General features: G+C 74.8%; 24 protein-coding genes. 11 read left to right on the top strand and 13 right to left on the bottom strand.

Features of this window, described 5'->3' with window-relative positions:
* The 5 genes from ACW0Q9_RS17210 to ACW0Q9_RS17230 all read right to left on the bottom strand — a co-directional run.
* On the bottom strand, positions 1-271 hold a 271-nt coding region (locus ACW0Q9_RS17210; protein ID WP_456182460.1), incomplete at its 3' end, for a hypothetical protein.
* A gap of 106 nt (positions 272-377) precedes the next feature.
* Positions 378-1,901 carry an FtsX-like permease family protein gene (locus ACW0Q9_RS17215; protein WP_456182462.1) on the bottom strand — a complete coding sequence of 508 codons (1,524 nt, stop codon included), beginning with the start codon at positions 1,899-1,901 and terminating at the stop codon, positions 378-380.
* Entirely contained in the window at positions 1,898-2,599 is a 702-nt protein-coding gene (locus ACW0Q9_RS17220; protein ID WP_456182464.1) for an ABC transporter ATP-binding protein, read from the bottom strand. Before ACW0Q9_RS17220 ends, ACW0Q9_RS17215 begins: the two co-directional genes overlap by 4 nt.
* Entirely contained in the window at positions 2,596-3,132 is a 537-nt protein-coding gene (locus tag ACW0Q9_RS17225; RefSeq protein WP_456182466.1) for a PadR family transcriptional regulator, read from the bottom strand. Before ACW0Q9_RS17225 ends, ACW0Q9_RS17220 begins: the two co-directional genes overlap by 4 nt.
* 78 nt (positions 3,133-3,210) lie before the next feature.
* Positions 3,211-3,777 carry a TIGR03086 family metal-binding protein gene (locus tag ACW0Q9_RS17230; RefSeq protein ID WP_456182468.1) on the bottom strand — a complete coding sequence of 189 codons (567 nt, stop codon included), beginning with the start codon at positions 3,775-3,777 and terminating at the stop codon, positions 3,211-3,213.
* Between the two features lie 32 nt (positions 3,778-3,809).
* Between ACW0Q9_RS17230 and ACW0Q9_RS17235 the strand changes: the two genes are divergently transcribed.
* A complete protein-coding gene (locus ACW0Q9_RS17235) occupies positions 3,810-4,646 on the top strand; it encodes a DUF6597 domain-containing transcriptional factor (RefSeq protein WP_456182470.1) in 837 nt (278 codons plus the stop codon).
* Positions 4,647-4,653: 7 nt separating this feature from the next.
* Here ACW0Q9_RS17235 and ACW0Q9_RS17240 read toward each other — a convergent pair whose 3' ends face one another.
* The 6 genes from ACW0Q9_RS17240 to ACW0Q9_RS17265 are packed head-to-tail and all read right to left on the bottom strand — an operon-like array spanning position 4,654 to position 10,252.
* On the bottom strand, positions 4,654-6,192 hold the full coding sequence (locus tag ACW0Q9_RS17240) for a SpoIIE family protein phosphatase (protein ID WP_456182472.1): 1,539 nt from the start codon (positions 6,190-6,192) through the stop codon (positions 4,654-4,656).
* Between the two features lie 2 nt (positions 6,193-6,194).
* Positions 6,195-7,523 (bottom strand): sensor histidine kinase, encoded by a 1,329-nt coding sequence (locus ACW0Q9_RS17245; protein ID WP_456182494.1) that lies wholly within the window; start codon positions 7,521-7,523, stop codon positions 6,195-6,197.
* A 32-nt stretch (positions 7,524-7,555) separates the two neighbouring features.
* Positions 7,556-8,569, bottom strand: coding sequence for an ATP-binding SpoIIE family protein phosphatase (locus ACW0Q9_RS17250; protein ID WP_456182496.1), 1,014 nt, complete (start codon positions 8,567-8,569; stop codon positions 7,556-7,558).
* Positions 8,566-8,985, bottom strand: coding sequence for an ATP-binding protein (locus ACW0Q9_RS17255; RefSeq protein ID WP_456182474.1), 420 nt, complete (start codon positions 8,983-8,985; stop codon positions 8,566-8,568). The genes ACW0Q9_RS17250 and ACW0Q9_RS17255 overlap by 4 nt, the downstream gene beginning before the upstream one ends.
* Positions 8,982-9,392 carry an STAS domain-containing protein gene (locus tag ACW0Q9_RS17260; RefSeq protein WP_456182476.1) on the bottom strand — a complete coding sequence of 137 codons (411 nt, stop codon included), beginning with the start codon at positions 9,390-9,392 and terminating at the stop codon, positions 8,982-8,984. Before ACW0Q9_RS17260 ends, ACW0Q9_RS17255 begins: the two co-directional genes overlap by 4 nt.
* Positions 9,392-10,252: an STAS domain-containing protein gene (locus tag ACW0Q9_RS17265; protein ID WP_456182478.1), complete on the bottom strand. Its 861-nt coding sequence runs from the start codon at positions 10,250-10,252 to the stop codon at positions 9,392-9,394. The genes ACW0Q9_RS17260 and ACW0Q9_RS17265 overlap by 1 nt, the downstream gene beginning before the upstream one ends.
* A gap of 161 nt (positions 10,253-10,413) precedes the next feature.
* Here ACW0Q9_RS17265 and ACW0Q9_RS17270 point away from each other — a divergent pair, with 161 nt between their 5' ends.
* Entirely contained in the window at positions 10,414-10,770 is a 357-nt protein-coding gene (locus tag ACW0Q9_RS17270; protein WP_091315546.1) for an STAS domain-containing protein, read from the top strand.
* Positions 10,771-10,780: 10 nt separating this feature from the next.
* Here ACW0Q9_RS17270 and ACW0Q9_RS17275 read toward each other — a convergent pair whose 3' ends face one another.
* Positions 10,781-12,076: an MFS transporter gene (locus ACW0Q9_RS17275; RefSeq protein ID WP_456182480.1), complete on the bottom strand. Its 1,296-nt coding sequence runs from the start codon at positions 12,074-12,076 to the stop codon at positions 10,781-10,783.
* Between the two features lie 49 nt (positions 12,077-12,125).
* On the opposite strand from ACW0Q9_RS17275, the gene ACW0Q9_RS17280 reads away from it, so the two are divergent.
* The 4 genes from ACW0Q9_RS17280 (at position 12,126) to ACW0Q9_RS17295 (ending at position 14,043) form a co-directional block, all read left to right on the top strand.
* Positions 12,126-12,809, top strand: coding sequence for a FadR/GntR family transcriptional regulator (locus tag ACW0Q9_RS17280; RefSeq protein ID WP_456182482.1), 684 nt, complete (start codon positions 12,126-12,128; stop codon positions 12,807-12,809).
* A 39-nt stretch (positions 12,810-12,848) separates the two neighbouring features.
* Positions 12,849-13,322 carry a large conductance mechanosensitive channel protein MscL gene (mscL, locus tag ACW0Q9_RS17285; RefSeq protein WP_456182483.1) on the top strand — a complete coding sequence of 158 codons (474 nt, stop codon included), beginning with the start codon at positions 12,849-12,851 and terminating at the stop codon, positions 13,320-13,322.
* Positions 13,323-13,399: 77 nt separating this feature from the next.
* Complete coding sequence (locus ACW0Q9_RS17290) at positions 13,400-13,648, top strand: hypothetical protein (protein WP_357332344.1); 249 nt, start codon at positions 13,400-13,402, stop codon at positions 13,646-13,648.
* Positions 13,649-13,677: 29 nt separating this feature from the next.
* Positions 13,678-14,043 carry a hypothetical protein gene (locus ACW0Q9_RS17295; RefSeq protein WP_254340666.1) on the top strand — a complete coding sequence of 122 codons (366 nt, stop codon included), beginning with the start codon at positions 13,678-13,680 and terminating at the stop codon, positions 14,041-14,043.
* A gap of 33 nt (positions 14,044-14,076) precedes the next feature.
* Here ACW0Q9_RS17295 and ACW0Q9_RS17300 read toward each other — a convergent pair whose 3' ends face one another.
* Positions 14,077-15,291 (bottom strand): benzoate/H(+) symporter BenE family transporter, encoded by a 1,215-nt coding sequence (locus ACW0Q9_RS17300; RefSeq protein ID WP_456182486.1) that lies wholly within the window; start codon positions 15,289-15,291, stop codon positions 14,077-14,079.
* Between the two features lie 140 nt (positions 15,292-15,431).
* On the opposite strand from ACW0Q9_RS17300, the gene ACW0Q9_RS17305 reads away from it, so the two are divergent.
* From ACW0Q9_RS17305 to ACW0Q9_RS17325, 5 genes are all read left to right on the top strand, one after another.
* Positions 15,432-15,914 carry a helix-turn-helix domain-containing protein gene (locus ACW0Q9_RS17305; protein ID WP_456182488.1) on the top strand — a complete coding sequence of 161 codons (483 nt, stop codon included), beginning with the start codon at positions 15,432-15,434 and terminating at the stop codon, positions 15,912-15,914.
* Between the two features lie 93 nt (positions 15,915-16,007).
* Positions 16,008-16,727 carry a PP2C family protein-serine/threonine phosphatase gene (locus ACW0Q9_RS17310; protein WP_091315571.1) on the top strand — a complete coding sequence of 240 codons (720 nt, stop codon included), beginning with the start codon at positions 16,008-16,010 and terminating at the stop codon, positions 16,725-16,727.
* Positions 16,728-16,778: 51 nt separating this feature from the next.
* Positions 16,779-17,978, top strand: a complete 1,200-nt coding sequence (locus ACW0Q9_RS17315; RefSeq protein WP_456182490.1) for a GNAT family N-acetyltransferase — start codon at positions 16,779-16,781, stop codon at positions 17,976-17,978.
* Positions 17,979-18,016: 38 nt separating this feature from the next.
* The gene (locus ACW0Q9_RS17320; protein ID WP_456182492.1) at positions 18,017-18,766 is read left to right on the top strand and encodes a ZIP family metal transporter; all 750 of its coding nucleotides are present in this window, start codon (positions 18,017-18,019) and stop codon (positions 18,764-18,766) included.
* A 99-nt stretch (positions 18,767-18,865) separates the two neighbouring features.
* Positions 18,866-20,041, top strand: coding sequence for a hypothetical protein (locus ACW0Q9_RS17325; protein ID WP_456182498.1), 1,176 nt, complete (start codon positions 18,866-18,868; stop codon positions 20,039-20,041).
* Positions 20,042-20,080 lie beyond the last annotated feature (39 nt).

A 20,080-nucleotide genomic window follows, 5' to 3' on the forward strand; every position in this document is an offset into this window, starting at 1 on the left:
TGCTCCGGCGGCCGCTACGACAACCTGGCCAGCTCCGGCAACACCCGCTTCCCGGGGGCGGGGCGTCGACCCCGGCCTCGATCGGCGACTGCCTCGTGTCCGACCAGCCGGGCAGCGGCACCGAGGAGTCGAAGAAGAGCCCGGCCAGGATCAGGCCGAAGCTGGTGAGCAGGCCGAGGCCCATGGCCGTGCCGGCGATCACGGTCAGCCGCCGGCGCCGGCCGGTCCGGTCGACGAACACCGGCGGCGCACCGCCCGGCTCGTTCTGCATGGTGCTGGGTCTCCCACTGTCACGCGCTCACGCCGGTTGACGGACCGGCTCGGGAGACCGCGCGGCCTCCGTGCCAAACAGCGCCGGTGGCGCCGGCCGCGTCACGTCAGGTCGTGCGCAGTTCCTCCACCGTCGTGCTGGCGCGCAGGAAGAGCACGCCGACGCCGGCGGTCAGCAGCACGGCGGCCAGTCCGCCGGCCGCGGACCAGGCGAGCTGCTCCCACGGTACGTGCGGCGGGACGGTCACCTCGGGCACCCACTCGGTGCGGGTGTAGCGGGCACCGGTGGCCGGATCCCCGCAGAGTTGCTCGCCCGCGTCGCAGACCGTCTGCTCGTAGCCCCCGGCGGAGGGTGCGGGAAACACACCCCGGACGAGCAGGTAGCCGACGGCCAGCGCGAGGCCGATCGCGGGCACCGCCGGGGCGAGCGACTGCCAGAGCAGCGAGCGGCCGATGGTGGCCCGCGGCACCCCGGTCGCCACCAGCGCCGCGTACGCCCGGCGCCGGCTCGTGATCCCCTCGACGACCGCCACCAGCAGCCCGCCGGCCGCGATCGCCACGGACACCGCGACCCCCAGGTCGACCAGGTCCATCGCGCCCAGGTAGAAGGAGTCCGAGCCGGCCATCCCGGCACCCGTGCGGCGCTCCAGCTCCATGCTGGCCAGGAAGTCGGCGCGGACACCGGCGGCGCCCGCGCCGAAGACCAGGGCCGCCAGCAGCGCCGCGAAGGTGCGGCTGCCCGCCCACGGGTCGGCGGTCAGCCGGCGCGCGGCGAGCAGCGCGGCCGGGCGGCGGCCGTACCGGTGCAGCAGGCGACCGGTGGCGTGGGAGAGCCAGCCGGTGCCGGCGATCACCCCGACCATGGCGGCCAGGGCGCCGAGGATGAGCAGCGTCGGCAGCAGCCAGGGCGGCGGCTGGTCGTGCCGCCGCTCGTACCAGAGGCCCACCGGCCGGAACGCGGCGAACAGGGCCAGCCCCACCACGATCAGCAGGCCGGGCCACGGCCAGGGCGCCCGGGTGCGGACCCGGCGGACCACGCCGAACGGGGTGGTGGTGACCCGGCGCAGCAGCACCGCGCCGACCAGGGCGGCGAGCAGCGGCAGGCCGAGCACCACGGCCAGCACGGCCGGCGGGGCCGGGTGGACGTCGGTGGGCAGCGGCAGCCGCCCGTCCGGACCGGGCCGGTGCAGCAGCCGGTGGCCGGCCAGGAAGACGGCGAGGCCCACGACGGTGCCGAGCAGGCTGGCCAGCCCGGTCTCCGCGGCGGCGATGCGGGTGACCTGACGCGGGGTCGCCCCGGCCAACCGGAGCGCGGCCAGCCGGCGGTCCCGGGCCGGCGCGCCGAGCCGGGCGCACTGCCCGGCCAGCCCGAGCACCGGCACGACGAGCAGCAGCAGGCCGAACGTCAGGCCGCCCCGCAGGCCCGGCTCGCGCAGCAGCCCGTTGGTGTACTGGACGGACCAGCGGACCGAGTTGTCGTCGGTGGCCGGCGGGGTGGGTATGGCCAGCACGGTGAGCGCGGCCAGCCCGACCAGCGTGGCCAGGGCGGCGCTCAGCGCGGTCAACGCGACCCGGGCGGTGTCGGTGCGGGTGCCGGCCCCGGCGAGCCGGAACAGCGTGCCCGGCCTCACCGGTGACCGCCGGGCACCGGCGCGTCGAGACGGAGGCCGGACGGATCGACCAGCCCGTCGCGCAGGGTGACCTCACGGTCGGCGTACGCGGCGATCCGCGGCTCGTGGGTGACCAGCACGACAGTGGTGCGCTGTTCCCGGGCCAGCCGGACGAGCTGGGTGAGCACCTGCTCGCCGGTGAGCGTGTCCAGCGCGCCGGTGGGCTCGTCGGCGAAGAGCACCCGCGGCTCGGTGACCAGGGCCCGGGCCAGGGCCGAGCGCTGCTGCTGCCCGCCGGACATCTCGCCCGGCCGGGCGTCGGCGACCTCGGCCACGCCGAGCCGCTCCAGCCAGGTGAGCGCCGCCGTCCGCGCCTCCCGCCGCCCCGTGCCGGCGAGAAGTAGCGGAAGGGCGACGTTCTCCGCCGCGGTCAGCTCGGCGACGAGCTGGCCGAACTGGAAGAGCACCCCGAACTCGGTCCGCCGCAGCCGGGACCGGGCCGACTCCGACCACTCGTCGATCCGCTCCCCGCGCCAGGTGACCTGCCCGGCATCCGGGCGCAGGATGCCGGCGAGGCAGTGCAGCAGGGTGGACTTGCCGCAGCCGCTCGGGCCGGTGACCGCGAGGATCTCGCCCTCGGCCACGTCGAGCGTCACGCCGCGCAGGGCCGGCGTCCTTCCGTACGCCCGGACCACGCCACGTGCCTGAAGGAAGCTCACGAGTGCACCTCCCGGTGCCAGTCGGCGACGCGCTCCAGGGTGGTGTGCAGCCACCGCAGGTCGGCGTCGAGATGAGCGATGGCGAAGTCGGCCGCGATCACCTCGTCGAGGCGGGCCGCCGGGGCGGTCTTCACTGCGGTCAGCTCGCGCAGCCGCTCGGTGTGCGCCCGGCGCTGGGCGATCAGGTAGGCGCGGGCCCGCTCGACGTCGGCGACCATGAGCGCGACCACCACCTTGGCGAAGAGGGTGCTCGCCACGTAGGGCATGGGCGGCTCGACGGTGGCCAGCCACCGGTCGAGCGTGGCCCGCCCGTCCGCGGTCAGCGCGTAGGCCGTGCGGTCCGGGCCGCCCTCGCGGGCCTGGCCGGCCGGGGCCACCAGACCGTCCCGCTGGAGCCGGGCCAGGGTGGCGTAGACCTGCCCGAAGGCGAGCGGCCGGGCCCGGGGCAGCCGCTCGTCATGGGCGCGCTTCAGCTCGTAGCCGTGGCGGGGGCCGCGCGCGAGCAGCCCGAGCAGGACGTGCTGAGTGGACACGCGCCTCACTATTCATCGAGTGAATAGTGGTGTCAAGGGTGGCCCGTGCGGCGACGCGCCGCACGGGCCGGTCGGGGGTCAGGAGGTCCAGGCGGGGTCGCGACCGGTCCGGCCGAGGAGGGCGTCCAGCGTGGTCGGCTCGGCGCTGGTGGGGACGGGCTCACCGAAGGCGCCCATCTGCTGCCCGGTGTCCCCCATCCGGTCCATGAAGCCGTGGCCCTCCGCCAGCACGGCCGGGTCGACCTCCAGCCGCTGGCCGGTCGCCCGGGCCAGGTCCCAGCCGTGCACGACGAGGTCGATCAGGGCCATCTGGCCGACGGTCTCCTGGGACAGCCCCATGCCGGGCGAGATGCCCTCCAGCGCCGCCGGGTCCGCCCACGCCCGGGTCAGGCGGACCGTCTCGGCCGCGAACCGGTCCCGCCAGCCCTCGGTCAGGTGGTCGGTCTTGGCCGCCCAGTCGACCTCCCGCCGGCGGGCCAGGTCCTGGAAGTTCACCACCACGTCGAAGAGGTGGTTGAGCAGGTCGCGCACCGTGTAGTCGGGGCACGGGGTGGGCAGGCCGAGCTGGTCGTCGGCGATGCCCTGGACCACCGCCGCCGTCCGGGGCGCGGCGACGGCCAGCAACTCACTAGTCTTCGTGGTCATACGGACCAGCGTATGAGGGCGGTCTTGAAGAAATGCGACACGAGCCGCGGCGGGACAGCAGGGGGATCCTCGACCCCGGCCGGCTGCGGCGGCGGGTCCGCTTCCGGCGCCGGCTGCCGACCCCGGCGCTGCGCCCCTGGGTCGAGCACTACTGGCTGATCGACTGGGCGCTGACCGAGCCGTTCGACCAGCGGATCGTTCCGCACCCGGCGGTCAACGCGGTGTTCCAGGCGCAGGACGGCGGAGCCGAGCACGGCCTGCTGGCCGGAGTGGACACCGGCCTGTTCACGATCACCCTGCACGGCACCGGCCGGGTCACCGGAGTGCAGTTCCGCCCGGGCGGCTTCCGCGCCTTCTGGCGCCGCCCGGTGGCCGAGCTGACCGGCCGGCGGCTCCCGCTGCCCGCCGGGCCACCACCCTCCGGCGCGGCCCCCGCCGGGCCGTTCACCGCCGGGCCGGTCTGCCCGGGCACCGACACGCAGCGGTGCCGCCGGCTGGACGACCTGCTCATTGCCTGGGAGCCGGTGCCGGACCCGCTCGCCGCCGAGGCCACCGCCCTGGTCGAGGAGATCCGCGCCGACCGGAGCGTGCTGCGCGTCGACGACTTCGCCCGGCGGCACGGCGTCTCCACCCGGCGGCTCCAGCGGCTCTTCCTGGACCACGTCGGCGTCGGTCCGAAGTGGGTGATCCGCCGCTACCGGCTCCAGGAGGCGATCGAGCAGGCCGCCGCCGGGCCGCTCGACTGGTCCCGGGTCGCCGCCGACCTGGGGTACGCCGACCAGGCCCACCTGGTCCGCGAGTTCACGGCGGTGGCCGGGGTGTCGCCGGCCGCGTACGCCCGCTCGCTGGCGGCGTCGCGCGGCGGGTGACCCGGGCTCAGCGGCGGCGGACGGCGACCACCGCGACGTCGTCGTGGATCTCCGGCGGCGCCAGCTCGACCAGCAGCCGCTGGCAGAACTGGTCCAGGTCGTCGTCGACCCGGATGGCGACCGCGCCGAGCGCGGCCATGCCCTCGTCGATGGTGGCGTCCCGCCGCTCGATCAGCCCGTCGGTGTAGAGGACCAGCGTGGCACCGGCCGGCAGCACGAACTCCAGGTCCGGCGGTCGGGGCGCGCGCACCCCGAGCAGCGGGGCGGAATGCTGCACGAACTCGATCCGCCCGTCGTTGCTGACCAGGGCCGGCAGGTGCCCGGCGCTGGCCAGCCGGATCAGCCCGCTGCCCGGGTCGAGCAGCAGCACGCAGATGGTGGCCAGCTCGGCCGGCAGCAGGGTGCGCATCATCTCGTTGACCCGGTCCAGGATCACGCCCGGCGGATGCCCCTCGACGGCGTACGCGCGCACCGCGTGCCGCAGCTCGGCCATCACGGTGGCGGCGTGCAGGGAGTGCCCGGCCACGTCGCCGATCGCCATCAGCAGGTGACCGTCGAGCATCACCAGCTCGTAGAAGTCGCCGCCCACCTCGGTGTGGGCGCTGGCCGGCTCGTAGCGGACGGCCAGGTCCAGGCCGGCGATCTCGGGCAGCCGGCGGGGCAGCAGGCTGCGCTGGAGGGTCACCGCGATGCGGTGCTCCTGGTCGAAGGAGCGCTGGGCCTCCACCGCCGAGGCGACGGCCTGGGCGAGCTGCACCAGCACCGGGGTCCGTACGGTCTGGGTGGCGGTCGGCACCACCACGTAGAGCGGCGCCCGGTCCTCCCGCAGCCGGGCGGCGGCCACGGTAACCGTGTCGCCGGCGGGCCAGGCGGTCAGGTCCCAGGCGCCCGGTTCGTCGACCCGCACCCGCGTGCCGATCGGCAGGCCGGTGTCGTCCACCGTCCACGGCACGATCACCGGTGGCGCCTCCGGGCCGGCGGTCACCCCGGCCAGGCAGTCGCCGTCGAACGTCTCCGCGATCACCGCCGCCGGGCTCTTGAAGATCTGCGCCGCACCGGCCGCCGCCGCCTCCAGCAGCCGGACGAAGTTCGGTGCCGCGTGCATCTGCACGGTGGCGTCGGCCAGCGCGGCGAGCCGCTCGGCGAGCAGCTCGGCCCGCTGCCGGGCCTGGTAGTAGCGGAGCACCGCGTGCGCGGTGGCGACCAGTTCCTCCGGCTCGATCGGCTCGGCCAGGTACGCGTCCGCGCCCCGGGTCAGCCCCTGCGCACGGTCCACCACGTCCACCGCGTGCGCCGAGACGTGGATGACCGGGGTCGACGGGCGGAAGTCCTTGATCAGCTCGCAGACCTCGAAGCCGCTCATGTCCGGCAGCCGGACGTCGAGCACCACCAGGTCGATCCCGTCCTTGCGCACCAGGTCCAGCGCCTCGGCGCCGTTCTCGGCCTCGACGGTCGCGAAGCCGGCCCGGGTCAGCCAGCTGACCAGCAGGTACCGCTTCGGACCGCTGTCGTCGACCACCAGCACGGTCGCCGGGGCGCCCTCCACCGTCAGGCTCCGCCCACGGGAAGATGCACGGTGAAAGTGCTGCCCCGGCCGGGTTCGCTGGTCAGCTCCATCGTCCCGCCGAGCAGTGTGACCAGCCGGCGCGCGTACGGCAGGCCGAGGCCGGTGCCGCCGACCCGCGTCGTGCCGGGCACCTGGTAGAACTCCTCGAAGATCCGCTCGTGCAGCTCCGGCGGGATGCCCGCGCCGGTGTCGCTGACCGACAGCGACCAGAGGTCGCCGCGGCGTTCCGCCCGCAGCCGCACCTCACCCCGCTCGGTGAACTTCAGGCCGTTGTGCAGCAGATTGCGCAGCACCTGGGCGAGCAGCACCTCGTCCGAGCGGACCGTCGCCGGGGCCGGCGGCTCCTCCACGACCAGCTCCACACCCGGCCGGGTGGCCAGCGCCCGCAGCGTGCCGCGGAGCTGCCCGAAGAGCCCGCGCAGGTCCACCTCGACCCAGTTCGGTTCGAGCCGGCCCGACTCGGCCTTGGCCAGGTCGAGAAGCTCGTTGACCAGGCCGAGCAGGTCGGCCGCGGACGACCGGATCAGCCCCACCTGCCGGGCCTGCTCGGCGGTGAGCGGGTCGGAGGCGGAGTCGCCGAGCAGGCGGCCCAGCCCGATGATCGCGGTGACCGGGGCGCGCAGCTCGTGGCTCACGTTGGCCAGGAACCGGCTCTTCGACTCGCTGGCCGCGCGGAGCTGGGCGGACTTCTCGTCCAGCTCGGCGTAGAGCGCCACCACGCCGCGGTTGGTCTCCTCCAGCTCCTCGGTGAGCTGGTTGTAGAGCGCCATCACGCCCCGGTTGGTCTCCTGGAGCTCGGAGTTGAGCACCTCCAGCTCGTCGCGGTGGCTGCGCACCTCGTCGAGGGCGGCGATGAGCTGCGCGTTCTGTGCGGCCAACTCGTCCAGCGCGGTGCCCGGAGCGCTGCCGGCCAACTCGGTCCGGAGCTGGTCGAGACGCTCCGGCGTCAGCGGCGGCGCGTGGGCCGGGACTCGTCGGGACATCCTCACGACCGTATCGTCCCCGTCGGCCACCACACCCAGCATGTCCACCAGACGCGCCACCGCACCGGACTGCGGCTCGTACCGGCCGTCGGGGAGGGGACGGGCCGGGACCAGGTCCACCCGGAGCACCGGCCCGCCGGTGGTGACCTCCCGGTCCAGCACGAAGGCGACGTCCGCGCCGCCGACGGTGCGCAGCAGGTCCCGGGCCACCTCGCTGAGCGCGGTGGCCAGGCGTACCTGGTCCTGGTGCTCCAGCCCGACGGCGGCGGCCACCTCCCGGCCGCGCTGCCGGACCAGGAAGATGTCGTGCTCCACCCGGAGCGTCATCTGCAGCACCGGGTCGGCGGCGGACGGGCGGGTCACGGCTCCGCCCGGGCGACCAGGACGCAGGCGTCGTCGCGGCGGACCCCGGCGTCGCGGAGCAGGGTGGCGGCGATCAGCAGCGGCTGGCGGCCGGTCAGGCCGGGGTAGTCGGCCAGGTCCCAGCGGTCCGCCACGCCGTCGCTGTGCATCACCAGGGTCGCCCCGGACGGGAACGGGTAGTCGTACTCCCGCACCGCGGGGCGCTGGTGTCCGGCGATGCCGGGCAGCGAGACGAGACCCCGCCGTCGCTCACCCGCGGCCACGATCATGGCTGCGATGTTGCCCAGCCCCGCGTACCGCAGCAAGCCCGACACGGGATTCAGTTCGGCCACCGCCAGCGCGGCGCCGCGGGTGTGCCCGATGGCCCGGTGCAGGTGCTGCACCACGGTGCCCGGCGAGCTGGGCGGCGCGGCCCGGAAGGCGGCCAGCGCGGCTCCCGTCGCGGCGGCGGCCAGCGGGCCGTGTCCCAGGCCGTCGCAGACCAGCACCTGCCGCCGGCCGTCGGCCACCCGCACCGCGTACCCGTCGCCGCTCACCTGCTCGCCGGTGATCGGCCGGACCAGCGCGCCGGCCCAGTCCGGCTCGGGGACCGGACCGTTCCAGACCTGGACGGTCAGCACGGTGCCGCGGCCGGGCAGCGAGTAGCCGTCGAACCGGCTCGCCTGCCGGACGATCGCGCCGAGGCCGATGCCGAGTGTGCCGGTGGTGGAGTGCCCGTCCGCGGAGGAGAGGGCGAGGTCGGCCATGCCGGGGCCGGAGTCGATCGCCACCAGCTCCACCCCGGCCCGCCCGCCCCGGCGTGCCGGGCGGAGCAGCAGGGTGCCCTCCTGGGCGTGCTTGACCAGGTTGCTGGTGATCTCGGCGGTGACGATGGCCAGGTCTGCGACCCGCTGCTCGCCGAGTTCCAGCTGCCGGCCGAGCCGCTCGGCGGCCCGCCGCACGCTGCTCGCCGTGGCGCCGCTCTCCAGCCGGAACCAGAGACCGTGGTCGGCGACCACGTCGGCGTTCATCGGGACCACTTGGTGACGGTGATCCGGGTGCCTTCACCCACGGCGGTCCAGATGTCGAAGTCGTCGACCAGCCGCCGGGCGCCGCTGAGCCCGAGACCGAGCCCGCCGCCGGTGGTGAAGCCGTCGGTGAAGGCCTCGTCGAGGTCGGGGATGCCCGGGCCCTGGTCGGCGAAGACGATGCGCACCCCGCGCCGGCGCCCGTCCTCGACGGTGACCACCTCGGCGCTGCCCCCGCCGCCGTAGATCAGCGTGTTGCGGGCCAGCTCGCTGGCGGCGGTGACCAGCTTGGTCTGGTCGACCAGCGAAAGCTTGACCGCGACGGCGGTGGTCCGCACCAGCTGCCGGACCCGGACCACGTCCTCGTCGCTGCGGATCGCCTGGGTCGCCGGCACTCCCAGGTCGACGCCGGCGGTCATGGCGTGGCCGTCGTCTCGGCGTCCTCGTCGACGTCCGCCTCGTCCCACTCGTCGCCGCGGGTGGCCGCGATCAGCTCCATGCCCCGCTCGACGTTCAGCGCGGTGCGGATGCCGTGGAGCGACAGCCCCAGCTCGACAAGGGTGATGGCGACGGCCGGACGCATCCCGACCACCACCGTCTCGGCGTCGAGCACCTTGGAGATGGACGCGATGGTGGAGAGCATCCGGCCGACGAAGGAGTCGACGATGTCCAGCGCCGTGATGTCGATGATCACGCCGTGCGAGCCGGTGGCGACGATCCGCTCGGCCAGGTCCTCCTGGAGCTGGATCGCCGTCTGGTCGGACATGTCGACCTGGATGGAGACCAGCAGGATGTCACCGATCTTGAGGATCGGCACCCGCTCCATCAGGACTCCCGGCGCGGGCGGCGGGAGGTGGTCTCGACGCCGGTCAGGCGCAGCACGTGGCGCAGCGCGTCGGCCAGGCTCGCCTTGGTGGCGATGTCGCCGAACTCGATGCCGAGGGCGACGATCGTCTGGGCGATCTGCGGCCGGATGCCGGAGATGATGCAGTCGGCGCCCATCAGCCGGGCGGCCACCACGGTCTTGAGGATGTGCTGGGCGACCTGGGTGTCCACCGCCGGCACGCCGGTGATGTCGATGATCGCGTAGGGCGAGCCGGTGTCGACCAGGGTCTGGAGCAGCCGCTCCATCACCACCTGGGCGCGGGCCGAGTCGAGGGTGCCGACCAGCGGGACGGCGACCACGCCCTCCCAGAGCTTCACCACCGGCGTGGAAAGCTCCAGCAGCTGCTCCGCCTGGTCGGCGATCAGGCCCTCCCGGGCGCGCACGAAGGTCTCGAAGGTGAACAGCCCCATCTGGTCGACCAGGCCGGAGAAGGCGACGAAGTCGCGCAGGGTGTCGGTGCCCTGGTCCTGCTCCATCAGCTCCAGCAGCGCGTCCTTGACCGCGAAGACGCTGATCGCGGTCTCGGTGGCGCTGAAGCCCTGCCGGGCCCGGCTCGTCGACAGCTCGGCGAGCACCGCGCGCAGCTCGCCGCCGTGCTCGTCGGCCAGGTCGGCGAGACCGTTCCCTGTCGCGTCGACCATGCTGCGGTGCAGCTCGCGTACCTGCCGGCTCAGCTCGGCCTGGCTGAGGCGACCGCGCAGCGAGGCGACGATGATCTCCGTCCAGCGCTCGGTCAGCCGGTCGGCGTGCTCACTCAGCAGGCGGGCGAGCCGGCCACTCTGTTCGGCGCTCAACGCCATGTTGACCTCCCTGAACTCTGGACGGGCGGACTCTATCACCGGAGGTTGCCGCACTAGTTGCCGCAGAGCAAAGGAATGATCGACGGCACCCTTGTCGGCTCCCGTTCTGCACGTTGCCAGCTTCGTGGGATACCGTTCCACCGAACACAGGAGGTCGGCGAATGTCCCTGACGGTGCACACGGAACAGCGCGGCGACGTGGTCGTCGTGTCGGTCGCGGGCGAGCTGGACATGGCGACGGCACCGCAGCTCCAGGACCAGATCACGGACCTGCTGGACAAGGGGCGCAACCGCCTCGTGTTCGACCTGGCCGAGGTGTCGTTCTGCGACTCCACCGGGCTGTCGGTGTTCGTGCGCGCCAAGAACAGCTGCGACGAGGCCGGCGGCGTGGTCCGGCTGGCCGCCCCGCAGCGCGGTGTGCTCCGCATCCTCGAGGTCAGCGGCCTGGTCGAGGTGCTGCACACCTACCCCACGGTGGAGCAGGCCGTGGCGGGCGACCCCACGCCGGCCTCCTCCTGACCGTTCCCGCTCAGCGCTCGTCCTCGATGTGGCGGGGACGGGCGATCACCATGCCCGCCGTCGTCTGCACGGCGAGGGCCACCAGCAGGAAGCCGATCGGCGCGGTCCACCCCCCGGTCGCCTCGTAGAGGACGCCGACCAGCAGCGGGCCGAGCGCGGCGATCACGTAGCCGGTGCTCTGTGCGAAGGCGGAGAGGGCCACCGTGCCCTCGGCGGTCCGGGCGCGCAGCCCGATGGTGGTCAGGATCAGCGGGAACGCTCCCTGGCCGAGGGCCAGCAGCAGCACCCAGAGCGGCGCCAGGCCGTGCGGCGCGAGCGCCAGACCGAGGTACGCGGCTGCGGAGAAGGCCGTCAGCGACAGCACCAGCGGTCGCAGGGTGGGCAGCCGGCCGGCCAGGGTCGGCATCATCAGCGCCACCGGCACGCCCAGCGCGGTCACCCCGGCGAGCAGCAGGCCGGCCGCCTCCGGCGCGTAGCCGGCGTCCCGGAAGAGCTGGGCCAGCCAGCCCATGATCGCGTACCCGCTGAGCGACTGCGCCCCGAAGTACACCGCCATGGCCCAGCCGAGCCGGGTCCGCCCCGGCCGTACCCGCGCCGGCCCGGCGGCGGCCACCGCCGGCGCCGCGGTCCGTCGCGCGGCCCGGGCCCGCAGCGCCAGCGGCACCCACGGGAGCACGGCCACCGCGCCCAGCCCGGCCCAGACGCCGAGCCCGGCCCGCCAGGAGCCGAAGGCGTGGGCGATCGGCACCGCCGAGGCGGCGGCCACCGTCGTGCCCACGGTCAGGGTCATCGTGTACGCCCCGGTGACCAGCCCGGTGCGGTGCGGGAAGTGCTGCTTGACCAGCATCGGCAGCAGGATGTTGGCGACCGCGATGCCGGCCAGTGCGAGCGCGCTGGTGAGCACGAAGACCGCCGCCGAGTCGGTGACCACGCGCAGCACCTGCCCGACGGTGAGCGCGAGCATGGCGAGCACCAGCACCCGGGCGGCCGGCCAGCGGCGGACCAGCCACGGGGTGAGGGCCCCGAGCCCGGCGAAGGCGATGGTGGGCAGCGTGGTGACGACGCCGGCCATCGTGCCGGAGAGGCCCAGCCCGTCCCGGATCTCGTCGAGCAGGGCACCCAGGCTGGTCACCGCGGCGCGCAGGTTGAGCGCGACCAGCAGCATGCCGACCAGGACCAGCAGGCCACCGCGGGCCGGGGCGGCCGGGGGCACGGCGGCGGCCGGCGCTCCGCCGGCCTGCGGCGGCACGTCGGTGGTGGGCGCGTCGCTGACCGGGGCCGCGGTGGACGTGGGTGGCGGGGTCATGACCTCGAACCTACAATCATGGGATGAATTTCGGCAGGAGGTGTAACCGGTGACACCCGCCGTCGATTCCGTCGCCGTGCCGCCGCGCGGTCACCGGGTGCGCCAGACCATCGAGCAGCTTCGGGCCCGGATCCTCGGGGGCGAGTGGCCGGTGGGCGCGAAGATCCCCACCGAGCCGCAGCTCGTCGCCGCGCTGGGCGTGGGGCGGAACACGGTCCGCGAGGCGGTCCGGGCGCTGGTGCACGCCGGGGTGCTGGAGTGCCGGCAGGGCTCCGGAACCTACGTGTTGTCGACCGACGAGCTGGCCCCTGTGGTGGCCCGCCGGCTCACCGACGACCGAATGGCCGAGGTGATCGAGGTCCGGCGTGCCTTCGAGGTGGAGGCGGCCCGGCTCGCCGCGCTGCGGCGTACCCCCGCCGACCTGGCGGCGCTCGACGCCGCGCTCGCCAGCCGGGAGGCCGCCTGGCGCTCCGGCCGGGTCGCGGAGTTCGTGGAGGCGGACGCCGCGCTGCACGTCGCGGTGGTGGCCGCCGCGCACAACGCCATGCTGGCCGAGCTCTACGCCTCGGTCGGCGCCGCGCTGCGCAGCACCGTCGCCCAGGCGATGGGCGAGGCCCTGGAGCCCGAGCGGTACGTCGACCACGGCCGGCTGGTCGAGGCGATCCGGGACGGCGACCCGGCCCGGGCGGCGATCGAGGCCGGTGCTTTTCTCGAAGCCCCCTCCGGGGCATAGGTTGTGCCGGACGGAGATTCGGACAGCACGGGAGTACGGATGCTCAAGGGCTTCAAAGACTTCATCATGCGCGGCAACGTCGTCGACCTGGCGGTCGGTGTCGTCATCGGCGCGGCCTTCACCGGCGTGGTCACCCAGCTCACCAAGTCGTTCCTCGAACCGCTGGTCCGGGTGTTCATCGCGCTGATCACCGGCAGCAGGGACGGCCTCAGCGGCTCCACCCCGAAGTTCCGGGGCATCCCGTTCGACTGGGTGGCCTTCGTCAACGCCGCGATCACCTTCCTGCTCACCGCGGCGGCGCTGTACTTCCTGGTGGTCTACCCGATGAACCGGCTCGCCGAGCGGCGCCGGCGCGGCGAGGAGCCGCCGCCGAAGGCCCCGAGCGAGGAGATCAAGCTGCTCACCGAGATCCGGGACGCGCTGCTCGCCGGCAACCAGTCGGTCCCGGCGCAGCAGCGCGGTGCGCTGGACGACGTGCTCGGCCGTCGGCAGGAGCCGCCGGCGGCGCGCTGACGCCATAGCCGATCGGCCCCCGTGGGAATCCCGCGGGGGCCGACGCGTGTCGAACACATGTTCGATAGAGTCCGGGCATGGAGCAGCGCAGGCACTGGTGGAACGGGAAATGGGGGCGGCTGGCCCGGCGGGACGTCTTCCTCCGGGTCGACGGCGACCGCTGGCACGTCGAGCAGCGCGCCGGCGGCGCCGAGGGGGTCTCCCAGTTCTACGAGTACGCCAGCGTCGAGGAGGCCGAGGAGACGGTCCGGGCACTGCTGGAGGGGACGGACACCTGGCGCGAGCTGTCCCCCCGCCCGCCGAGCGGCTGGGCCCCGTCCGTTTAGCGCCCGCGCGCCTCGGGAACCGCGCCTGTATGAGCCAGCAGCAGGACAGCGTCTCCCGGGTCACCACCGGCATGCGGGTGGTCGACTCCACCGGCGTCGAGGTGGGCACCGTGGATCTCGTCCAGCGCGGCGACCCGGCCGCCGTGACCGTGCAGGCGCCCGCTCCGGTGGACCCGGGCAGCAGCCTGGACGAGCTGATCGGGTCGGCGGCCGCCGAGGAGCCGGACGTCCCGGCCGACCTGGCCGCCCGGCTGCTCCGCGAGGGCTACCTCAAGGTCTCCACCGAGCTGGCCCGCACCGGCGCGGTCTACGTGCTGGCCGACCGGATCGCCGCGGTCACCGACGACGGCGTACGCCTCACCGTCCCCGCCGCCGACCTCCCCCCGGAGGAGTGACTCCCCGGCGTCGAGGCGGAGGGCGTCGCCTGATCAGCCCGCCCGGGCCGGGGCGGCCGGTTCCGGCTCGGCCGCCGGCTCGGGTGGTGGTGGCGTGCCGGCGCGGCGGTGGCGGAACAGCAGCAGCATCAGCCAGCCGGCGACCAGACCCCAGAACGCGCCGCCCACGCCGAGCAGGCTCACCCCGGAGGCGGTGACCACGAGGGTGACCACCGCCGCCTCCCGGGCGTCCGGCTCGGCGACCGCCGCCGCGACCGCGCCGGCCAGCGCGCCGAGCAGCGCGAGCCCGGCCACCGCCTCGACCAGGACCGGCGGGGAGAGCAGCACCAGGGCGGTCGCCACGCCGGCCCCCAGGCCGAGCAGCGCCAGCCCGATCCCGGCGGTGACCGAGGCGATCCAGCGCCGCTCCGGGTCGGGGTGGGCGTCCGGGCCGGCGGCCAGCGCGGCGGTGATCGCGGCCAGGTTCACGGCGTGCCCGCCGGCCGGCGCGCCGAGCGCGGTGGCGAGCCCGGTCACCCGGAGCGCGGAGCCCAGCGGGGCCCGGTAGCCGTAGCCGGCGAGCACGGCGGTGCCCGGCACGTTCTGCGCGGCCATGGTGACCAGGAACAGCGGCAGCGCCAGCCCGACGACCGCGGGCAGGGTCCAGGCCGGCGCGGTCAGCACGACGGCCGGGGCGGCGTCGATCCGGGCCGGCCCGGACGCGGTCAGCGCGATCGCGACCACCGCCACGGCGAGCGCGCCGGGCACCGCCCAGCGGCGGGCGAACCGGTGCAGCAGCAGCCAGGCGAGCACGACCGGCCCGGCCAGCCGGGGCACCTCGACGAGGGCCCGGACGGGCGCGGTGCAGAGCGGCAGCAGCACCCCGGCGAGCATCGCGCTGGCGATCGGCGCGGGGATCGCGGCGACCGCCCGGCCCAGCGCCGGAACGAGCCCGGCCACGACGATCAGAAGGCCGGTGAGCAGGAACGCGCCGACCGCCGCCGGCCAGCCGCCGGGCACCGGACCGGTGGCGACGAGCAGCGCGGCGCCCGGGGTCGACCACGCGATGGCCAGCGGCAGCCGGTGCCGCAGCCCGAGCCAGACCGCGCAGCAGCCGCTGGCCACGCAGAGCGCGAGCAGCCCGGAGGCCGCCTGGGCCCCGTCCGCGCCCACCGCGCGCAGCCCGGCGAGCACGACCGTGAACGAGCTGGCGAAGCCGACCAGGGCGGTCACCACGCCGGCCAGCACGGGTTGCAGTCGACCGGCCATGCACTCTCCCTCGTCCGCCGTTCCGTTTACGGAACGGGCCGATGTAGCACGATAGCCCCATGGCAGCTGCCCCACCAGCCGGTGACCGGACCGCGGAAGCCGTCGGCCGGCGGATCCGCGCCCTCCGCGAGGAGCGGGGGATGTCCCTGTCCACGCTCGCCCGGCTGGCCGGCGTCGGGAAGGCCACCCTCTCCGGGCTGGAGAACGGCACCCGGAACCCCACCCTGGAAACCCTCTACGCGGTCACCGCCCAGCTCGGCGTGCCGCTCACCGCGGTGCTCTCCGCGCCGGCGGAGACGCCGACCGTACGCGGCGCCGCGGTGGGTGCCACCCTGCTGGAGGTCTTCAGCGACACCGACGCGACCTACGAGCTCTACCGGATGCGGGTCAGCCCCGGCCCGGCGCAGCTCTCCCCCGCGCACCAGGCCGGCGTCACCGAACACGTCACCGTCTTCTCCGGCGTGCTCCGCGCCGGCCCGGCGGACGCCCCGATGACCGCCGGCCCGGGGGAATACCTCCGTTGGACCTCCGACGTGCCGCACAGCTACGCCGCCGTCGGCGACGAGGTGGTCCGGGCGAGCCTGCTGCTGCGCTACCCCCGACCGACCACAGTGGATGCTTGATGCATACCGCGTGTGCAAGCGCGCGACATTTCTTTCCACAGACCCAGCAGTGCGTAGAGACGCGGAGCGGGTGTTCTTGGCAAGCTTGTCCCCATGACGCTCATCCTCCGCTCGGCCATCCTGAACGACGTCGGCCTCGTCCGGACCAACAACGAGGACTCCGCCCTCGCCGGTGACCGCCTGGTGGCGGTGGCCGACGGCATGGGTGGCCTCCCCGCCGGCGAGGTGGCCAGCGAGATCGTCATCCGCATCCTGGACGAGCTGACCCCGCCGACCGTGCCGGACGAGGCCGCCGACGCGCTGCGCGCCGTGGTGAGCACCGCCAACCAGCGCATCCGCGCCGCCATCACGGTCGACCCGGCCCGCGACGGCATGGGCACCACGCTCACCGCCGGCCTGCTCGCCGGCGACACCCTGGTCCTCGCCCAGGTCGGCGACTCCCGCTGCTACCTGCTGCGGGACAACGAGCTGAGCCAGCTCACCCGGGACGACACCTTCGTGCAGGCGCTGGTCGACCAGGGCGCGCTCTCCCCCGACCAGGCCCGCCACCACCCGCAGCGCTCGCTGGTCACCCGGGCGGTGCAGGGCTCGGACGCGCCCCCCGCCGTCGGGGTGCTCACCGTGTTCGCCGGGGACCGGCTGCTGCTGTGCAGCGACGGCCTCTCCGACTACGTGGAGGACGCCGCCATCGCCTCGGCGCTGGCCACCTACGGCGACCGGCAGCAGTGCGGCGAGCAACTGGTGAAGCTCGCCCACCAGGCCGGCGCACCGGACAACGTCACCGTGGTGGTCTCCGACGTCACCGAGGCCTGAGCCGGCCCGATTCGGGTTGCGCCGCCCGGTGGGTCGGGTTGGGATGAACGGATGCGCATTCGCCGGTTGGCCGCCGAGGAACGCCTGACCACCAGCTTCCCGCTCCAGGCGTACGCCTTCGAGGCATCGCCGATGGCCGTGTCGCGGACCGAGGAGTTCCGCGAGTACCTGCCGTACAACGCGGGCAACCGGACGCTGGTGGTCGAGGAGGACGGGGTCACCACGGCTGCCGTCTCCGCCGTCCCGATGCGGCAGAACCTGCGCGGCGCCGTGCTGCCGATGGCCGGCGTCGCCGGGGTGGCCACCCACCCGCTGGCCCGCCGGCGCGGGCACGTGCGGACGCTGCTGCACCGGCTCCTCGACGAGATGCGCGACGAGGGGCACCCGCTCACCGCCCTCTACCCCTTCCGCGCCTCGTTCTACGAGCGCTTCGGCTACGTCGGGCTGCCCCGCCGGCGTACCGCGGTCTTCACGCCGGCGGACCTGGCCCCGCTGCTCCGCGCCGAACTGCCCGGCGAGGTGGTCTGGGAGCGGGTCGGCGTCGGCTACGACCGGTGGCGGGCGTACACCGAGCGCTGCGTGCGCGAGCGGCACGGGTTCGCGATCTTTCCGGACTTCCGGGCGGTCGGGCTGCGCGACCGGGACGACCGCTGGCTGCTCACCGCCGTCCGGGACGGCGAGACGGTCGGCGCGGTCACCTACCGGATCGACGACCACGGCGGCGCGTTGATCGCCGACGACCTGCTGGCCGCCGATCCGTACGCCCGGGCCTCGCTGCTCCAGTTCTTCGCCCGCCACGTCGACCAGGTGGAGCGGATCAGCGTCGAGCTTCCCGCCGACGAGCTGCCCGAGCTGTGGCTCACCGACCTCGCCGTGCACGTCGAGGCGCGGGTGTCCCGGCCCGGCTCGCCCGCCCCGATGGCCCGGCTGCTCAGCCTGGACGCGCTCGCCGGCCGGCCCGCCGGGACCGGCCGGGCCGCCGTCGAACTGGTCGGCGACCGCTGGCTCGCCGGCACCCACCTGCTCGACGGCGCCACCGGCACCCTGGAGGTGCTCCCCGGGGACACCGCCGCCGCGGGCACCGTGCCGACCGCGCGGCTCACCGCCGCCGGGCTCTCTGCCCTGGCGTACGGCGTGCTGGACCCGGCCGAGGTGGCCGTGCGCGGGCTCGGCGAGGTGCCGGTGGACGCGGCGGCCGAGCTGCGCCGGATCTTCCCGCGCGCGCTGCCCTACCTGTTCGCCGACTTCTGAGTCCGTTTCCCGGCCCTGTCCGGGGGTAGGGTGCTGCGGTGCCGGGGTGGTGGGAAGCAGGAGGCTGGGGCCTGCTGGCCGGGTCCGCTCTGCTGGTCGGGGCGGTCGCCGGGTTCTCCGCGCGGGTGCCGCGCCGGATCACCGCGTCCGTCATGGCGTTCGGCGCCGGCGTGCTGCTCTCCGCGGTCTCGTTCGAGCTGCTCGCCGGGGCGCACGACCAGGGCGGGCTGCTGCCGGTGGCCCTCGGGACGGCGGTGGGGGCGCTCGCGTACACCGCGGCGAACATCCTGCTGGCCCGGCGCGGGGCGCGGCACCGCAAGCGCTCCGGCGTCGAGCAGCCCACCGAGCAGGAGCTGCCCGGCTCGGGTACGGCCATCGCGGTGGGCGCGCTGCTGGACGGCGTACCGGAGTCGGTGGTGATCGGCGCGAGCCTGCTGGGCGGCGGCAAGGTCAGCCTGGTCACCGTGGTCGCGGTCTTCCTCAGCAACGTGCCCGAGGGGCTGTCCAGCGCGGCCGGCATGCGTCAGGCCGGTCGCAGCCGGCGCTGGATCCTCCTGCTCTGGACGGCCATCGCCCTGGCCTCCGGCGTGGCCGCGCTGGCCGGGTACGCGCTGCTCGGCGGCGCCCCGCCCGCCGTGCTAGCCACCATCACCGCGCTCGCGGCCGGCGCCATCCTCGCGATGATCACCGACACCATGGTCCCGGAGGCGTTCGAGAACGCCCACCTGCTGGTCGGCCTGATCACCGTCCTCGGCTTCCTGCTCGCGTTCGCGCTGTCGCACGGCTGAGGCCGGTCACCGGCGGTGGGTCCTGGCTTATCCGCGGGTTAAGGATCCCGTCCGGAGTCGTGCGGGGAAGGCCGGTCCTCCTAGCATCGGGCGGTGCGCGTGAAGTCCGCTGTCGCCCTCCTCGTCCTCGCTGTCGCCACCGCCACCCTGCCCGCGTGCGGAGGCGACGGGCCGGCGGACCCGCCCGCGCCGGCGGCTGCCACCGCCGCCGGCCCGACGCCGCCCCCGACCGGCAGCCCGAGCGCCCGGGCCGGTCTCGGCAGCGCCAGGCCCAGCGCTGCTCCCGCAGCGAGCGCCTTCCGCGCCGGCAACCCCGACGGGCACGCCGCCGTGCCCGCCGAGGCGCGGGCGGTGGACACCTCGCGCCCGACCCGTACGGTCGGCACCGGCACCCCGGCGAGCTGCACCTCCGAGGCGGTGGTGAAGGCCGTGGCGGCCGGCGGGATCATCACCTTCGACTGCGGGCCGGCCCCGGTGACCATCCGGATGAAGGCGACCGCGAAGGTGGTCAACTCGCACGGCCCGCGGATCGTGCTGGACGGCGGCGGCAAGGTCACCCTGAGCGGCGGCGGCGAGCGCCGGATCCTCTACCAGAACACCTGCGACCAGGCCCAGGGCTGGACCACCTCGCACTGCCAGAACCAGGACCACCCGCAGCTCACCGTGCAGAACCTGACCTTCGCCGACGGCGACTCCACCGGCGACCGGACCGAGGGTGGCGGGGGCGGCGCGATCTTCGTCCGCGGCGGCCGGTTCAAGGTGGTCAACACGCGCTTCGTGGACAACCGCTGCGACCGGACGGGCCAGGACCTGGGCGGCGCGGCGCTGCGCGTGCTCAGCCAGCACGAGAACCGGCCGGTCTACGTGGTGAACAGCAGCTTCACCGGCGGGGTCTGCGCGAACGGCGCCGCGACCAGCAGCATCGGCGTCTCCTGGACAGTGCTGAACAGCGTCTTCCGCGACAACCGGGCGGTCGGCAGCGGCGCGAACCCGGCCCGGTCCGGCACCCCCGGCGGCGGCAGCGGCGGCGCCATCTACTGCGACGGCAACGAGTTCACCGTCCGGATCGCCGGCACCCTCATCGAGGGCAACACGGCGAACGAGGGCGGCGGCGCCATCTTCTTCGTCAGCAACAACCGCACCGGCACGATTCGCATCGAGAACTCCACACTTCGCCGCAACCCCAGCAAGGGCTTCGAGACGAAGGGCTACCCCGGCATCTTCTTCCTGGGCGCCCGCCCTCCCACGGTCACCGCCTCGCGCCTGTCGCGTTGATCAAGAAGTTTGCGTCGGAGTTGATCTCCTCCGGGACGC

It is taken from the genome of Micromonospora sp. I033 (assembly GCF_053890995.1).

Coding starts and splice junctions, on each gene's coding strand:
- ACW0Q9_RS17310 (WP_091315571.1), top strand. CDS start 16,008: ATGACGCTCATCCTCCGCTCGGCCATCCTGAACGACGTCGGCCTCGTC.
- ACW0Q9_RS17245 (WP_456182494.1), bottom strand. CDS start 7,523: ATGACGCTCCGGGTGGAGCACGACATCTTCCTGGTCCGGCAGCGCGGC.
- ACW0Q9_RS17255 (WP_456182474.1), bottom strand. CDS start 8,985: ATGACCGCCGGCGTCGACCTGGGAGTGCCGGCGACCCAGGCGATCCGC.
- mscL (WP_456182483.1), top strand. CDS start 12,849: ATGCTCAAGGGCTTCAAAGACTTCATCATGCGCGGCAACGTCGTCGAC.
- ACW0Q9_RS17295 (WP_254340666.1), top strand. CDS start 13,678: ATGAGCCAGCAGCAGGACAGCGTCTCCCGGGTCACCACCGGCATGCGG.
- ACW0Q9_RS17265 (WP_456182478.1), bottom strand. CDS start 10,252: ATGGCGTTGAGCGCCGAACAGAGTGGCCGGCTCGCCCGCCTGCTGAGT.
- ACW0Q9_RS17315 (WP_456182490.1), top strand. CDS start 16,779: ATGCGCATTCGCCGGTTGGCCGCCGAGGAACGCCTGACCACCAGCTTC.
- ACW0Q9_RS17305 (WP_456182488.1), top strand. CDS start 15,432: ATGTCCCTGTCCACGCTCGCCCGGCTGGCCGGCGTCGGGAAGGCCACC.
- ACW0Q9_RS17290 (WP_357332344.1), top strand. CDS start 13,400: ATGGAGCAGCGCAGGCACTGGTGGAACGGGAAATGGGGGCGGCTGGCC.
- ACW0Q9_RS17275 (WP_456182480.1), bottom strand. CDS start 12,076: ATGACCCCGCCACCCACGTCCACCGCGGCCCCGGTCAGCGACGCGCCC.
- ACW0Q9_RS17270 (WP_091315546.1), top strand. CDS start 10,414: ATGTCCCTGACGGTGCACACGGAACAGCGCGGCGACGTGGTCGTCGTG.
- ACW0Q9_RS17235 (WP_456182470.1), top strand. CDS start 3,810: ATGCGACACGAGCCGCGGCGGGACAGCAGGGGGATCCTCGACCCCGGC.
- ACW0Q9_RS17300 (WP_456182486.1), bottom strand. CDS start 15,291: ATGGCCGGTCGACTGCAACCCGTGCTGGCCGGCGTGGTGACCGCCCTG.
- ACW0Q9_RS17230 (WP_456182468.1), bottom strand. CDS start 3,777: ATGACCACGAAGACTAGTGAGTTGCTGGCCGTCGCCGCGCCCCGGACG.
- ACW0Q9_RS17250 (WP_456182496.1), bottom strand. CDS start 8,569: ATGAACGCCGACGTGGTCGCCGACCACGGTCTCTGGTTCCGGCTGGAG.
- ACW0Q9_RS17260 (WP_456182476.1), bottom strand. CDS start 9,392: ATGGAGCGGGTGCCGATCCTCAAGATCGGTGACATCCTGCTGGTCTCC.